Source organism: Shewanella benthica KT99, assembly GCF_000172075.1.
Lineage (GTDB): Bacteria > Pseudomonadota > Gammaproteobacteria > Enterobacterales > Shewanellaceae > Shewanella > Shewanella benthica_A.
Map to the genome: position 1 here is coordinate 129,837 of NZ_ABIC01000008.1, position 16,469 is coordinate 146,305.

10 protein-coding genes and 3 pseudogenes are annotated in these 16,469 nt (G+C 46.5%); 1 reads left to right on the forward strand and 12 read right to left on the reverse strand.

What is annotated here, in order from left to right:
* Nucleotides 1–191: 191 nt before the first annotated feature.
* The 7 genes from nifJ to ygeW all read right to left on the reverse strand — a co-directional run bounded on the left by nifJ (nt 192) and on the right by ygeW (nt 11,962).
* Complete coding sequence (gene nifJ / locus KT99_RS05620) at nt 192–3,833, reverse strand: pyruvate:ferredoxin (flavodoxin) oxidoreductase (RefSeq protein ID WP_100067619.1); 3,642 nt, start codon at nt 3,831–3,833, stop codon at nt 192–194.
* Between the two features lie 8 nt (nt 3,834–3,841).
* On the reverse strand, nt 3,842–5,473 hold the full coding sequence (locus tag KT99_RS05625; RefSeq protein ID WP_005497883.1) for an NAD(P)-binding protein: 1,632 nt from the start codon (nt 5,471–5,473) through the stop codon (nt 3,842–3,844).
* Nucleotides 5,474–5,649: 176 nt separating this feature from the next.
* Nucleotides 5,650–6,552 carry a carbamate kinase gene (locus tag KT99_RS05630; protein ID WP_040571640.1) on the reverse strand — a complete coding sequence of 301 codons (903 nt, stop codon included), beginning with the start codon at nt 6,550–6,552 and terminating at the stop codon, nt 5,650–5,652.
* A gap of 92 nt (nt 6,553–6,644) precedes the next feature.
* Nucleotides 6,645–8,045 (reverse strand): dihydropyrimidinase, encoded by a 1,401-nt coding sequence (hydA, locus tag KT99_RS05635; protein ID WP_005497887.1) that lies wholly within the window; start codon nt 8,043–8,045, stop codon nt 6,645–6,647.
* 120 nt (nt 8,046–8,165) lie between these two features.
* Nucleotides 8,166–9,377 carry a YgeY family selenium metabolism-linked hydrolase gene (locus tag KT99_RS05640; RefSeq protein ID WP_005497889.1) on the reverse strand — a complete coding sequence of 404 codons (1,212 nt, stop codon included), beginning with the start codon at nt 9,375–9,377 and terminating at the stop codon, nt 8,166–8,168.
* A gap of 103 nt (nt 9,378–9,480) precedes the next feature.
* On the reverse strand, nt 9,481–10,695 hold the full coding sequence (gene dpaL / locus KT99_RS05645) for a diaminopropionate ammonia-lyase (protein WP_198401996.1): 1,215 nt from the start codon (nt 10,693–10,695) through the stop codon (nt 9,481–9,483).
* Nucleotides 10,696–10,771: 76 nt separating this feature from the next.
* On the reverse strand, nt 10,772–11,962 hold the full coding sequence (gene ygeW, locus KT99_RS05650; protein ID WP_005497893.1) for a knotted carbamoyltransferase YgeW: 1,191 nt from the start codon (nt 11,960–11,962) through the stop codon (nt 10,772–10,774).
* 386 nt (nt 11,963–12,348) lie between these two features.
* Between ygeW and KT99_RS23250 the strand changes: the two genes are divergently transcribed.
* Entirely contained in the window at nt 12,349–14,088 is a 1,740-nt protein-coding gene (locus KT99_RS23250) for a sigma-54 interaction domain-containing protein (protein ID WP_269764042.1), read from the forward strand.
* 348 nt (nt 14,089–14,436) lie between these two features.
* On the opposite strand, the pseudogene KT99_RS21560 reads toward KT99_RS23250, so the two are convergent.
* The 5 genes and pseudogenes from KT99_RS21560 to KT99_RS05670 form a co-directional block, all read right to left on the reverse strand.
* Nucleotides 14,437–14,643, reverse strand: a pseudogene (locus KT99_RS21560) (IS66 family transposase); the annotation flags it as partial.
* Nucleotides 14,630–14,746, reverse strand: coding sequence for an IS66 family transposase (locus tag KT99_RS23370; RefSeq protein ID WP_198401997.1), 117 nt, complete (start codon nt 14,744–14,746; stop codon nt 14,630–14,632). The pseudogene KT99_RS21560 and the gene KT99_RS23370, both read right to left, overlap by 14 nt.
* Nucleotides 14,747–14,748: 2 nt before the next feature.
* The gene (locus tag KT99_RS22705; RefSeq protein WP_005497899.1) at nt 14,749–15,159 is read right to left on the reverse strand and encodes an ISAs1 family transposase; all 411 of its coding nucleotides are present in this window, start codon (nt 15,157–15,159) and stop codon (nt 14,749–14,751) included.
* A 125-nt stretch (nt 15,160–15,284) separates the two neighbouring features.
* Nucleotides 15,285–15,449 (reverse strand): annotated as a pseudogene (locus KT99_RS22710) (transposase family protein); the annotation flags it as partial.
* Nucleotides 15,450–15,715: 266 nt separating this feature from the next.
* Nucleotides 15,716–16,469: pseudogene (locus tag KT99_RS05670) on the reverse strand (IS66-like element ISSbe3 family transposase); the annotation flags it as partial.

A 16,469-nucleotide genomic window follows, 5' to 3' on the forward strand; every position in this document is an offset into this window, starting at 1 on the left:
TGGGGATAAAATAGGGATGGGAATGGGGATAAGAGTGGAATGATAAAGGTGTCATCGCTTGTCGATGACACTTAATACCATTCCATATAAGTATCTGGTCAGTTCAGAGACTTACTCGGAATGGTATAACTTACAAATAAAAAACTGGAGGCGCGGTCATCGCCTCCATAGGATTAAGTCCACTCTAACTATTAATGGCTATCCTCAAGATCAATTTCTACATGAGCCGCCACCTCACCTCCAGGGCGTGACGCTATCTCCTCATAGAGTTTCCATCGACGGTCCACGACATGCTGTGCCCGCTTTGTTAGTGATTCGGCTAACTCAGGATCACTGCGTATCAGCATAGTGAATCTAGCCTCATGAGAGCGATACTCCTTCAAGGAGATGCTAGGTCTCAGTGAATCGAGTGAGAATGGGTTCTTTCCTACGTCACGCAATTGCGGGTTGTACCTAAACAAAGGCCAGTGACCCGACTTAACCGCTAACTGCTGCTGACGTAACCCTTTTTCCATGTCGATACCGTGGGCAATGCAGTGACTGTAAGCGATGATGATCGAGGGTCCCTTATAGGCTTCCGCTTCTCGCATTGCCAACAGCGTCTGCTGTGGATCGCCACCTAAGGCGATACGAGCAACGTAGACGTTGTTATAGGAGATAGCTTGCATTGCCACATCTTTCTTGGTGGTCTGCTTACCCGAGGCAGCAAATTTAGCCACAGCGCCGAGAGGCGTCGATTTAGACATTTGACCGCCGGTGTTAGAATACACTTCGGTATCCATCACCAAGACATTGACATCTGCACCACTGGCTAACACATGATCTAAGCCACTAGAGCCAATATCATAAGCCCAACCATCACCACCTACGATCCAGATTGAACGACGGATCAGCTGATCTGCAACCGAGATAAGGTTAAGCCCATCTTCAGTTGCAAGCTTCTCCAGCTCAATTTTCAGCTCATCGACACGTTTAATCTGCGCCTGAATATCTGACTCTGTTTGCTGTTCACAATTGAGTAGCTTATCGACCAGTTCAGGCTTGAGATTCGCTTGCGAGTCTTGACTGATACGCACCAATAACTGCTTAGCCATCTCTTGCTGCTTAATGGCCGCTAAACGGAAACCAAAGCCAAACTCGGCGTTATCTTCAAACAATGAGTTAGCCCAAGCGGGTCCACGACCGGCATCATTCTTAGCCCAAGGTGTGGTGGGTAAGTTACCGCCATAGATAGATGAGCAACCTGTCGCATTGGCGATCATTAAGCGGTCACCAAAGAGCTGCGACATTAGCTTAAGATAAGGTGTTTCACCACAGCCAGAGCAGGCCCCTGAGAACTCGAACAGAGGCTGCAAGAACTGAGCACCACGAACATGTGAGAAATCCACTCTTGATCTGTCGTTATAGGGGATTGAGGTAAAGAAATCGAGATCTTTCTTAGCCTGCTCCATATACGGCCCTTTAGGCTGCATATTGATGGCTTTGATCTCAGGACTCGTGTCTGTTGCCTCTTGTATCACCATAGGACAGGCATCGACACACAAGGTACAACCGGTACAATCTTGTGCATAGACCTGCAAGGTGTAACGGGTATCGGGGAAGCCGCGGGCGGTAATGGTATGAGACTTGAAACCATCCGGCGCCGTATCGAGTAAAGACTTGTCATAGAACTTGGCGCGGATCGCCGCGTGGGGACAGACGATTGAGCAGTTACCACATTGGATACAAGCTGTCTCTTCCCACACCGGGATCTGCAATGCGATATCGCGCTTCTCCCACTGGGTGGTGCCCGATGGGTAAGTACCATCGACAGGTAGCATAGAGACAGGGATGAGATCGCCCTTACCAGCCATCATCTTAGCGGTCACCTGTTTAACAAAATCAGGCGCTTTATCATCAACCACGGGTTTATTAATCACCTTGGCGGTGACTGATGCAGGTATCTTCACCTCTTCGAGGTGAGCTAAGGTGTGATCCACTGCGGCGAAGTTTTTCTCAATAACTTTAGGCCCCTTGTGGTTGTAGCTTTTAACGATGGACTTCTTGATCTTCTCGATGGCAACGTCTTTTTCTAACACACCCGAAAGGGCAAAGAAACACGTCTGCATTATGGTGTTAATGCGCTTGCCCATGCCAGTATCTTCACCCACTTTATAAGCATCGATCACATACATGCTCATTTTTTTCTCAATCAATTGAGACTGCATCCTGGCGGGTAGCGTATCCCACACCTTGTCGGCACTAGCCTGGGTATTAAGCAGGAACACGGCGTTTTCTGTCGCCTTAGCTAACATGTCGGTGGTATCGACGAAGTTTGCCTGATGACAGGCAACGAAGTTGGCCGATTGGATCAGGTAAGGGCTGTTAATGGCTTTTTTACCAAATCTCAGATGTGACTCGGTTTGTGAGCCTGACTTTTTCGAATCATAGACAAAATAGCCCTGGCCGAAATAATCAGGATCTTCACCTATGATCTTGATGGTGTTTTTATTCGCACCTACGGTACCATCTGCACCTAGACCATAGAAGATAGCCCTTACCACATCCTTCGATTCTATGTCATAACTGGCATCGAACTCGAGATGAGAGTGACAAACATCATCAATAATACCAATAGTGAAATGTTTCTTGGGCTTGTCCTGAGACAAGTTATCAAACACAGCTTTAACCATAGCCGGGGTAAATTCTTTGCTAGACAGGCCATAACGCCCAGCCACTAACATAGGCATCTGCGACAGATTGCCTTGCTCACTATAACTGTCGACCAGTGAGGTTAAGATATCTTGATAGAGAGGGTCGCCATTAGCACCTGGCTCCTTGGTTCTATCCAGCACAGCTATCTTGTTAACCGTCTTTGGCAGGGCCGCAAGCAGATGCTCGGCACTCAATGGACGGTACAGTCTCACCTGTAACAGACCCACTTTTTCACCCGCCAGGTTTAAGGCGTCGACGGTCTCTCTAACGGTTTCGATACCTGAGCCCATGGCGATAATCACCCGCTCTGCGGCTGCATCACCATAAAACTCGATCAGTTTATAGTGACGGCCGGTGATATCACCGAGTTTATCCATGCAAGCCTGCACGATTTCGGGCGTCTTATTGTAAAACGCTGTCACCGTTTCACGGCCCTGGAAATAGACATCTGGATTTTGCGCCGTGCCGCGGATAAAGGGTTTATTTGGACTCAGACCTCGTTCTCTATGGGCTCTGACAAGTTTGTCATCGATCATAGCGCGAATATCGGTATCACTAATCAGCGCAATTTTGTTCACTTCGTGGGAGGTTCTGAAACCATCGAAGAAGTGCATAAAAGGGATCCGCGCCTCTAACGTGGCGGCGTGAGCCACCATCGCCATATCGTGGGACTCTTGCACCGAAGATGATGCTAATAGCGCGAAGCCTGTGCCTCTGGCCGCCATCACATCCTGATGATCACCAAAGATAGATAACCCCTGGGCCGCCAATGAACGCGCGGCAACATGGAATACCGTCGCGGTTAGCTCACCGGCAATTTTATACATGTTAGGCAACATCAGCAGCAAGCCTTGGGAAGCCGTAAATGTGGTAGTCAGGGCGCCACTTTGCAGTGAGCCATGCACAGTACCGGCCGCGCCACCTTCGCTCTGCATCGCGGCGATAAGTGGGATCCCTTGCCAGATATTACGAATATCTTTAGCCGCCCACTCCTCTGCGAGCTCCGCCATGGTCGAAGACGGCGTAATCGGATAGATGGCACATACTTCACTGACCCGATAGGCAATATGGGCCGCGGCCTCATTACCATCACAGGTGTGCATCGAAGCCGTGACTGAGTTTATTTCTGTTGTTTTCATATCTGCTCCTAAGCCTGCTCGGCCGCTACCATCTCGATGGCATGACATGGACATTGGGAATAGCAAGCGTTACAACCGGTACACTTGTCATAATCAACCTTATAGCCTTTACCTTTGCCTAAGTAAGTGATCGCTCCATGAGGACAGGCAGCTAAGCAGCCATTACACTCGAAACAGTTACCACAGGAGTAACAACGCTGGGCCTCATAAAGGGCCTCTTGCTCGGTTAATCCGCCGAGCACTTCGTCAAAGTTCTTGCGGCGCTCGACAGGATCTGTGGCGTGTTGCTCGCTTTGCTCTGCATCGGTTTTATACCAAAGGTGTAACTTATCTAGCTTGATGAGGGGCGTTTTCTCGACCTTAGTAAAGATGCGTCCCTTGAGGAAGGCATCGATATTGGCCGCCGCTTTCTTACCATGGCCGACCGCGATGGTGACCGTGCGATCGCAAGGCACCATATCACCACCGGCGAACAAGCCTTTATAGCCTGTCATCATGTTGTCGTTAACCACCACGCTGCCATCCCACTTATGCTCAACATCCGGAATGGCCTTAGTGAGCTTGGTATCGATATTCTGGCCTAGAGCCAGAATTAACGAGTCGGCTTGCAGCGTCTCGAACTCGCCTGTTGGCTGAGGCTTACCCTCTGCGTCGATCGTCATCTTCTCTAGGGTAAATTGCTGACCATCTATCTGATGGATGGTGCGCTGCCAATGGAACTCGATACCCTCTTCCATGGCCTCGACACATTCAAAATCATGGGCAGGCATATTAGCCCGATCTCGACGGTAGACCACTTTAACCTGGGCACCGAAACGTTTAGCGGTACGCGCCGCATCCATGGCCGTGTTACCACCGCCATAAACCACCACCACGTTACCCAGTTTAGGCGCCTTGCCTAGCTCGACATCTCTTAAATATGAGACCGCATCGGTCACTTTTTCAGGATCGGCATTGGGAATGTCTACACCGCGGCCAATGTGAGCACCAATGGCGAGGAATACCGCATCGAACTGGCCACTCACCTTATCGGCTAAGATAGACTCGACCTTAGTATTGAGCACAATCTTAATCCCCATATCTTCGATACGTTGGATCTCTTGGTCTAATACTTTGCGCGGTAAACGATAGGCGGGAATACCAAAATGCATCATGCCACCCGCCATAGGGGCACTATCACGGATCTCGACGTCATGACCCTTGCGCTTCAGGTGATAAGCCGTTGCTAAACCACTCGGACCGGCACCGATAATAAGTACTCGTTTACCACTCGGTTTGGCCTCGAAACGCACAGGCCATTTATGCTCTATGGCTTGATCGCCCAGATAACGCTCTACCGCGTGAATACTCACAGATTGATCGACATCATTACGATTACACGCACTCTCACAAGGGTGATAGCAGACGCGACCATGAATGGCTGGCATGGGATTATTCTTGATCAACGCCTGGAATGCGGCTTCATACTCTTCTTCTTGAGCTAGACCTAGCCACTCTTGGATATTGCTGCCAGTCGGGCAGGCATGATTACAAGGAGGAAGAGAATTGGAATAGATGGGAAACTTACTGCGCACCGCACCAGAGCCTTTCTTTGCCGTCAGATCTGGTAGTGGCGTCATATCTTTGGAAGTATGTCTCATATTTTCACTGCCTTAATATGGATCATATGATGCGCCTAAGCTGGATGTATGCCTAGGCGCATTCGATGTTTACACCCAAACTACTTCAAAATGCAGGATTCAGCATGTCGAGAAGTGGTAGCTTGGGTATATGCGTGTGCTAGCGCAAGAGCACTCTGCTCTGGGCGCTTGACCTATTAGTTACTCACACAGGTTCCTGAACGTTCAGCGAGTACATCGAGCCCATGCTCCAAGGCACCTATATAAGCCTTGCCACCAAATGCGGCGAAGTCAATTACCGCTTCAACCTTGGGGCCCATGGAACCTGCGGGGAAGTCATACTGGCTTAATTCAGCGGGCGTTGCATGGCGCAGGGCACGCTGGTTTTCAGTACCCCAGTCGAGATAGACAGCATCGGCATCGGTAAGAATAAGTAACTTCTCTGCGTTCAACTGCTTAGCTAGTAGTGTCGCCGATAAGTCTTTATCGATAACGCCTTGTACACCCATAAAGCCATTGTCAGACTTACACACTGGAATACCACCACCACCACAACAGATAACAATCTGCTCGTCAGCAAGTAATGCATCGATTGCTTTCATATCTACAATATTCTTCGGCTTTGGTGATGCAACTACACGACGTAGATATTCGCCATCACGCTTCATGATCCAGTTATTAGCTTCTGCTAATACCTTAGCTTCTTCTTCGTTATATACAGCACCAATAAACTTAGTTGGATCTAGCATGCTCTTATCATTAGCATCCACTTCGATGCGAGTCAGCAGAGTAGTGACTTCACTAGTAGGCATAACATTTTGAATCTCTTGCGCTAGCATGTAGCCGATCATACCTTCACTCTCGGCAACCAATACATCTAATGGGTATGGAGCGACTTCGGTATAAGCTAAGTTCTGTAGCGCTAATAGACCAACTTGTGGACCATTACCGTGGACGATAGCGATGCGGTAATCTTTAGCGATTTCGGCGATGGCTGCGGCAGCAATTTTTACGTTTGCTAATTGGTTGTCAAAACTTGGTGCATCACCACGGCGTAGTAATGCGTTGCCGCCCAAGGCAACTACAGCGATAGGTTTCATAAATATTCCTTGACTCTCCGACTCATTAACCCGCGGTTGTGCCAGAGATGACTCTGAAGCCATCGCGAGTTAATTGTGGATAAAATGACGAATTATAGGTTGTTTTTATCGAACGGCTTGCGGTGCACGAAATGTCCGGCACCGGCTTCCCCTAGAAACTCACCATGATTTGCAACGACTTCTCCACGACTGATGGTCATGACTGGCCATCCGGTAACAGCATGAGATTCATAAGGGGTGTAGTCAGTATTGTCATGTAATTTTTCATGACTGATATTGACCTTAAGTTCAGGATCGAATAACACAATATCCGCATCCGAACCTTCCAGAAGGCAGCCTTTTTGTGGGTAAAGGCCGAACAGTTTTGCAGGTTTAAAACTGGTTACCTCGACAAATTTCTCAGGAGATATCCTGCCCTTAGACACCCCTTCTGAGAAGAGGAGCGGCATACGGGTCTCTACACCCGGCATACCATTGGGACAAGCGGTGAAGTCATCGACTCCCTTGCGCTTCTGGTCGTGGTAAGTAAATGAACAGTGATCGGTAGCCACCGTGTCTATGCTGCCATCCTCGAGCCCCAGCCAAAGCTTTTCAAGTTCCGCTTTAGGTCTAAGAGGAGGACTCATCAAATATTTAACGGCATCTTCATTTTCATAGAGGCTATCGTCCAGCAACAGGTACTGCGGGCAAGTTTCCGCCCAAACAGCTTGCTGGTTCTTTCTGGCTAAGCGGATATAATCCAGGCCTAGGCCGTTAGAAAGATGGACGATATACAGGGGCGCATTACCAGAGAGGCTAGCGAGGTTGATCGTGCGTGCAATCGCTTCCGCTTCACATTCCAGTGGACGACTGACTGCATGGTATTTGGGGGCTGTTTTGCCCGCTTTAATTAGCTGAGCACGACGCTGTGCTATGGCGGCATCATTTTCTGGATGAACCGTTGTCAGTGCATTTAGCTCATTGAGACGCGCCATGGCTTTAAGAATACTGTCGTCATCGAGCTTATAACCATAAGTGAGGTAAAGCTTGAAGCTAGTGATACCCTCTTTTTCAACCATGGTTTGCATATCAGCCAACACTTGGTCATCTACATGCTGGATAACACCATGAAAGCTATAATCGATCACCGCCTTATCTTCGGCGTACTCTTTATACACGGCGAGCTGATGCCCTAATGAACAACCTTTAGGTCCAAAACCCATATGATCTATGATCATAGTGGTGCCACCACAGGCCGCTGAACGGGTACCGGTGTAAAAGTCATCTATGCTGCGGCTAATGCCTACATCTATGTTGAAGTGGGTATGAACATCGATTCCGCCAGGCATAACGTAGAGGCCTTGTGCATCGATAATCTTGGTGTCGGCTGGGGTGTCAGTGATGGTCTCACTCACCTTGGCTATCTTACCGTCGATAAGTAGCAGCTGTTTTTTTGACTGGCCATGGGCATCGACTAGAGTACCATTGATGATCAGCGTCGCTGTTGATGACATTAAACCTGCTCCCAAGATAGAGATTAAAAAAATAAAAGTAAAACCAAAAAAAAAGAAAAAGTATTTATCGTAAATGACACCTTAAGGACGATGTAGCCGCCCTTAAGGTGTCTTGCCTAATTACTTCTTAAGCTGTTCTAGGTACATCATTGGGATCACGGCGTACATAGCCGCACAAGTCACAAGATGAGCTTTCCAGGTCTTCTCGTTTGGTGCATGAGCTTCAGGTTCTTTACCCGGACCGAAACCGATAACGGGAATACCATGACGACCCATGATAGAGACACCGTTAGTTGAGAAGGTCCACTTATCAACGACTGGCTTCTTATCAAATAACAACTCGAATGAAGACTCGAGAGCCTTAGTAGCAACATGCTCGCTATCGATCTTCCAAGTTGGGAAGTAACACTCAGTTGGGTAAACAAGACCCGTGTAAGAAGGACGGTCGTACTCGTACATAGAGACAACGCCTTTAGCCTTCTGAACTGCAGGTAGAGCACGAATTTCTTCTAGTGCGCCTTCCCAAGTCTCACCCCAAGTTAAGCGACGGTCGATAGAAACAGCACAGCTATCGGCAACAGCACAACGGCTGGGAGATGTATAGAAGATCTCTGATACCGTTAACGTGCCTTTACCGAGGAAGTCATCATCGCCTAGGTTTTGCGCTAGTATTTCAACTTCACCTAAGATATGACCCATCTTGAAGATTGCGTTGTCGCCACGCTCTGGAGCAGAGCCGTGACAGCTGACTCCTGGAACGTCGATACGAATTTCCATACGACCACGTTGACCGCGGTAGATTTGACAGTCTGTAGGCTCAGTAGAGACGACAAACTCAGGACGGATCTTGCTCTGTTCGATAATGTACTGCCAGCACAGACCGTCACAATCTTCTTCCTGAACGGTACCGGTAATGAGTAGTGTATACTCACCTTCAAGACCGAGATCTTTGATGATCTTACCCGCGTAAACCATAGAAGCCATGCCGCCTTCCTGGTCTGAAGTACCACGACCACCGATAACTTCGTCATCTTCCATGCCGGTGTAAGGATCGAAAGTCCAGTTATCAAGGTTACCCACACCCACTGTATCTATGTGTGCATCCATGGCGATTAAGTGTGGACCATGACCTATGTAACCCAGAATGTTACCCATAGGATCGATTTCGATTTTGTCAAAACCCACTTTTTCCATCTCTTCTTTAATACGTAAAACAACTTTCTCTTCGTCACAGCTCTCACTAGGAATAGCGATCATGTCACGTAGGAACTTAGTCATATCCGCTTTGTATTCTTCTGCTTTTGCTAGTACTTCACTAAATGGAATTGCCATTATATTTCTCCTTTAACAGCACTTTTAGCGCTGGGAATAGTAATTTGTGAATCCCCTAAACTGAGGGGGATTGAGACAAGATTGCTTAGGGGTTCACATTGGGTTATTTAGCCGTTGTTGGGTATTTTCCTTCCCAAACAACTTCTCTATAATTCACTGCGTCGGTATCACCCTCTGTGCTGATAAGTAGCACTACAGAGTCTTCATTTAGACCGACTTTCTTCATCAAGGCTTCTTTGTCTTTATGGAAGTGGATGGCGGCTAACATGCCTAAAGTAACCGCGCCTGATTCACCCGAGATAATACGAGGGTCCGTACCAAGTGGGTTGCCCAGTACACGCATACCTAAAGCGGCAACGTCATCATGGCAAGAAGCAAATTGGGTGGTGCAATCACGCATTACAGGCCAGCCGATAGTGGTTGGCTCACCACAGGCAAGACCTGCCATGATGGTATCTAGATCGCCATCAACATTGACGATCTCGCCTTTTTCGGTGAGGCTTGAACGGTACATGCAATCCGCTTTGGCCGGCTCAACTATGATTGAATGCAAATTATCGGCACCGTAAACATTGGTAAGGTAACCTAAGGCACCACTCGCTAGCGCGCCGACACCCGCCTGAAGTAGCACATGGGTTGGCGCTTTAACATTATGGTCTGCCAGCTGATTAACGGCTTCAATTAACATCGCAGTGTAACCTTGAGAAATCCAAGTTGGGATCGCTTCATAGCCTTCCCAAGCAGTATCTTGAATCACTTTCCAGCCATTTTCATTGGCTTTTTTAAGTACTAAACGTACCGTATCGTCATAGTTTAAATCGGTAACGATACACTCGGCTCCTAGCGCCTTAATGTTATTGACACGCTCGGTGGCTGAACCTTTTGGCATATACACGACGGCGTTTTGACCTAGCTTGTTAGCAGCCCACGCCACACCGCGGCCATGGTTCCCATCGGTCGCCGTAGCGAAGGTCATCTTCTCGGTGATATCATTTTTTAACTTATCGAAATCAAATGCCTTGATATCAAGATTGAATTTTTCACAAAGCAAAAGAGCGATAGCGTAGGCGCCACCGAGCATTTTGAATGCGTTAAGGCCGAAACGATGTGATTCATCTTTAACTAAGATCTTGCCTATACCAAACTCTTTGGCCAGACAATCGAGAGACAGAAGTGGTGTTGGCTTATAGCCTTCTATCCCGCGGTGAAAAGCGAGGGCTTTTTGAGCTTCTGCAACGGTAAAAAGAGGAGACAGTTGACCATTGTAATGACGGTTATCAGCTATATCCATATTGAGTGAAAATGTAGACACGGGCATACCTCATGATTGGAACCGATAGAGGGGCAGGAGCCTGCCCCCAAGAACCTTTAAATAAATAAGTGAATTAGATTATTTATTTAACGCGTTTTTTAGCATCTTTCAATAACTCTTCTAGTATTTTTCCAGGCTCGGAAAACTTACGGTTTAGGATCATTGATGCTATGATATACGGCTTCCAGCTTGCTTGTTTGTAAGTCGCGATACGGTACTTCTCAAATACTGACTCTTCAACTTCGCCTTCTTTACAAGAAACTCCTGAGATATCGGCAGGTAGACAATGCATGTATAATGCTTCGCCATCTTTAGTCTTAGTCATCATCTCTTCGGTACAATGCCAATCTTTATGCTTAGCATTCTGTGCAAGACACTCTTGCTCTAAAGACTTAAGACCTTCTTGGTCATTGGCGCGTAACATAACGGTACGACGCTCCATCACCTTGTAAGGAGCCCAAGACTTAGGGTAAACGATGTCAGCGCCTTCAAATGCTGCTGCCATGGTATCAACCTGAGTAAAGCTACCGCCTGATTCTTTAGCGTTCTTCTTAGCTTGCTCAACAACTTCTGGGATTAGGTCATAACCTTCTGGGTGAGCTAGAGTTACGTCCATACCGAAGCGAGTCATCAAGCCTATGATGCCCTGTGGTACTGAGAGAGGCTTACCGTAGCTTGGAGAGTAAGCCCAAGTCATAGCAATTTTCTTGCCTTTAAGCTCTTTAAGGTCACCGAAGTGCTCTTCTAGCCATGCTAGATCGGACATAGATTGTGTTGGGTGGTCAATATCACACTGAAGATTGATCAGTGCTGGGCGGCTTGGTAACACGCCTTTTTCTACACCGTCATCGAGTGCTGCACCCACTTCACGCATATAAGCGTTACCCGCACCTAAATACATATCATCACGAATGCCGATAGCATCGGCACAGAATGAGATCATGTTGGCAGTTTCACGCACGGTTTCGCCATGAGATATTTGAGACTTACCTTCATCTAAGTCTTGTTGAGCCAGGCCTAGCATGTTGATTGCTGATGCGTATGAGAAACGAGTACGAGTAGAGTTATCTCTAAATAGTGAGATACCTAGGCCATTGTTGAATACGTTAGTGGCGATATTTTCATCGCGCATGGTTTTCAGGACCTTCGCAGTCTTAAGTACACGTTCTAACTCGGCAGGAGTCTGCTCCCATGTGAGTAGAAAATCTTTTTGATCTAATTGAGATTCAAGTTCATTAATGTCCTTGATAAGTGTATTGATACTTTTCATCATTATTCCTACTTCTTTTGTGATTTTGTTGATACCTACTTATTAAAAATAAGAGGCGCTTACTGAAATTTTTGCAGAGGTCACATTGGATGTAGAGATAAGAGCAAGATAGATGCCAAAACAACAAATAAACAATAAGCCTTTGTTTTTAAAGTGTTAATAGTTTAAAAACAGTAAGCCAAGACGTTTAAGTGAGAGGAACTATCATTGAGAGTGATTAAAATGATAGCTCTCACGGGAAAATTATCATTCTGATACCCCACAACGTGATGTGGGTAACATCTCCACACAAATGGGTAACTTTTTTTAAATAAAATTATTCCATATCACAACAAAAGAATACCAGACACCTAATATTGATTGATGACAAAAACCATAAGGTCACACCATTGAATACTGCATATACCTCTGAGCTGATGAAACTTCAGCCCACCATATTAGAATTCACCCAGAAGTTATCCGCCGTGTTGCAACTCGACGCGGAAGTGGTTGATGCCAATTTAGTGCGTATCGCAGGTACTGGGCCTTACAATAAATTCATCGGCAAGAAACTCAATACCAGCTCGAGAATTTTCAGATATATTATAGAAACCAAAAATAATAAGGTGGTGGTAAAGACTCGCACCGATCCTATATGTGAAGGCTGCACAACTCAGGACAGCTGTGAGGAAACCGCTTTTCTTGGTGTGCCGATCATGCTCAATGAATCCTGTATCGGTGTGATCAGTTTAGTGGCATTTAATCAAAAATCACGGGAATTAATTAAGAATAACACTCAATTATTTCTCGATTATATTCAGCATATTTCACAGATTTTTGTTATCAAGGTGTCTGAATCTAAGAAAAGCAGTTCCGGGCTAGACGATGTTTTTTCCAGCTTAATAAATAATATGGATCAAGGGGTACTGGTTCTCGATGACAGCAATCGGGTTTTACATGGCAACGCCCCAGCTTTAGCCAACCTGAATATCACCCAAACGGAACTGACGAATATCGAGATCAATATTCAGCCTTTGCTGGTGCATGACAATAAATTAAAAGGACCCGAGCAACATATTATTACCTTGGACAAGCGTCAGGAACTCGTGGTAGGACAGTTTCATGTCATCAAGAGTCAGCAGCTGTTTTTAATGTCTTTTTACCAGCCCCACAATGCGATCTCCCATGATGATACTTCGATAAATTTATTCAAAGATATCATAGGAGAATCCAGCCAAATAGTTCAGTTAAAAACCTTAATTGCCCGCGTCGCCAAGAGCCCATCGAGTATCTTGATAGATGGCGAGACTGGCACAGGTAAAGAGGTCTTTGCTAAGGCTATTCACGCCCATAGTGATCGTAATAAACAAAGTTTTATTGCCATTAACTGTGCCGCCATCCCGGAGCAACTGCTTGAGAGTGAACTATTTGGCTATGTCAAAGGCGCTTTTACCGGAGCCCTGACCAAAGGTCGAGTCGGGTTAATTCAGGCGGCGAATAATGGCACCCTGTTCCTCGATGAGATCGGCGATATGTCGATGACACTTCAATCTAAGCTGCTGCGAGTGCTGGAAGAGCGCGAAGTGATGCCCATAGGTTCTAACAGCCCAGTGCCGGTCAATATTCGTATTATTTCTGCGACCAATCGTAATTTCAAAGAGATGATCGCCCAGAATGACTTCCGTGAAGATCTCTACTATCGCCTCAATGTGATCCCTATGCATCTGCCTGCATTGAGAGAGCGAAAAGGCGATATCGAACCCTTAATCTATCACTTCCTAGAGCGTCACTCTCTCGCCATAGGTGCCTGCTATCCGGGGATCACCGAGTCGGTGATTAACAGCCTGAATGCCTACCACTGGCCGGGAAATATTCGTGAACTGAGTAATCTTATCGAGTACCTGGTCAATATCGTGCCGGTTGGCGATCAGATCGATGTCGACCTGCTGCCACCCTACTTTGATAATCGGGTCGAGGTTTGTGATACCAAGACCAGAGTCACAGATGACTATCTAAATCTTGAAGAGATAGAGAAGATAAACATAGAGGAGTGCATCTCCAGACTAGGCAACCGTAAACTCGTGGCGAAGGAGCTAGGAATAGGGGTTGCCACTCTCTATCGCAAGATTAAGAAGTACCAACTGTCTTAAGCTAAGCGCCTAGCTCGATTGAGGATTCGTGGATAGTTACGGATACTTGCCGATACTTGCATAAAGCACAAAAAAACCTGCTAGCAAGCAGGTTTTTTTGTCACAGGTGAAATAGGTGAAAAGCGCGTCGGGGGCTAGCTCATACTTACATATTCACATATGTAATCACACATGAACAGGGTTGTGCTACATCCCTCGCTAACCGCGCTATAAGCCCATAAACTAACACGGTTGCTACTCATAGACGTGACATCAAAACTTACGAAACCAATCACTACCTACGATACGCTCTTCACTATTTAGTATAGTCAATATTTAGCCCCTCTTGTGTTTAACAGACTAAAATTTTCAGTTATTGCGTGATAAAAAGTAAGCGTTCACCAGAAGGGCGTTGCCTACAACGGCTGTAACGATCTTACTGATCACTGTTATCGGGGATAACTTGCGCTTCTTGCACGTTTCAACGACTGAGAGGATCCGAGATCGAAACTTCTCACCCCTATCTGAACTGGTGCCATAGCAGATCTTGCGCATAATCACGCTACCACGCAAACAACCAGACCCAGCGGGTATGCTCTTCACCATTACGATTGTGCGTCGTCTCGTCAACATGCACTAATGACGCTTTTTTTATGTGTTGATGCAGAGCTTGGTGCACGGCTAGCGCATTTTAATCCCTGACTCTAACGGGGTTGAGCGATACTCGTCGTCCAACCCTGCCATCTTCTTTTTAGCCACTATACTCGCGCGTTTTGTCTGGTCTTGCTTGAACAAGGTCATTGCTATTTTTCTCATCACATTAAAAGCAAGCGGACCTCGGCCTTTACGGATCCGTGATTCATCTTCTCTGAATGTCATATCTAACACCCAATGCATACTTTCTACTTGCCAGTGATTTCGCACAGAAGATAACGCCTGCTCTGCATTTAAATCTAATGAGCTAATGTACCAACGTGTTTCAGTGGTCTCTTTACCTGTCGTTTTTTCATGTACGTCTGATGTCACTTTGATAATGCTTTTTAAGCCAACCCACTGATATTTATTATTTAACCAACGTTTATTAACCAGCACTTGTGCCACCAAGCTTCTAATTCACCCTGTAGACCAGAATGATGACCTTTAAGCGCTAGAATATAATCAGCCTTTTGCTTAACGATTAGCTTTGCTTTCTCTATTTCATCCGCTTTTAATCGGCAGATAACACGGGCAATAGTGTCATGCCGAGGAATACCTGTTTTAAAAGGACGATACTGACGAAGCCAATCAAGCTTTAGATGTCCAAAGTTTTCAATGTCTTCCCATCCTTCAGAGCCTGACATAACCGCACTTATAGCGAGTAAAATAATATCTGATAAGTTATGTTTTTTACAACGCTCAATACGGGGATCCGCAATCGAATCAAAATGTTTTAAAAAAGTCGCAGTCATTAACATCACCAAAAAAGAGTATTTGGTGATCTGATCGCTACTTGAGCATAAAGTTCAATTTATAATGATCTTGCCGTGGAGCTTGGTGTGTCGGCGTCAGCATACTACTGACTCGCCCTTGCGCTTCAGAAATCAGACCGATAGAGAAATGAGTCCCGTATTGGTCTTGCAGTAGTAAGCATTCACCAGAGGGGGATTGACTAAGCTGAGGTTAGTCCAAATACGTCTGGGTAGTCGCATTTACCCACCACGCCCGCAATGATAGTGCTGATCACTGTTATCGGGGATAACTTGCGCTTCTTGCACGTTTCAACGACTGAGAGGATCCGAGATCGAAACTTCTCACCCCTATCTGAACTGGTGCCATAGCAGATCTTGCGCATGATCACGCTGCCACGCAAACAACGCTCGGCTTCGTTATTGGTCAAAGGTGTCCCTGGGTGATTGAGAAAAACCCATAAACCTTGCTCATATTTGAGAATATGTCGGCATCGGCCTGAGTAGCGTGAAGCGGGCACATTTTCCCCGCACTCAAGCCAGCGCTTAATATTGCGCCTTAGTCGTTGCATTCGCCGACGCCACATTATTTCGTCAACGTCACCGGCTTCATATCTATGTTGAGTGCGAAATACGGACTTGAATAGCAATACCAGTCGATTGCCGATACTCGCGGTAAGCCCCTTACCTGAATAATCGGCCATTTGTTGTAAATTACGCTGCACATGGGCAAGGCAAAATTGATGCCGTTCGGGCTCAATCCAGTTGTAGCTGGGACATTGGTCACTCACGACAATCGCTTGGGTATGCTCGCCTAATATCGATTTGGCTGCATCCTTATTACGAAAATATTTCACCTGTTGGAATACGGCATCCTCACTCGATAACAACCAGACCCAGCGGGTATGCTCTTCACCATTACGATTGTGCGTCGTCTCGTCAACATGCACTAATGAC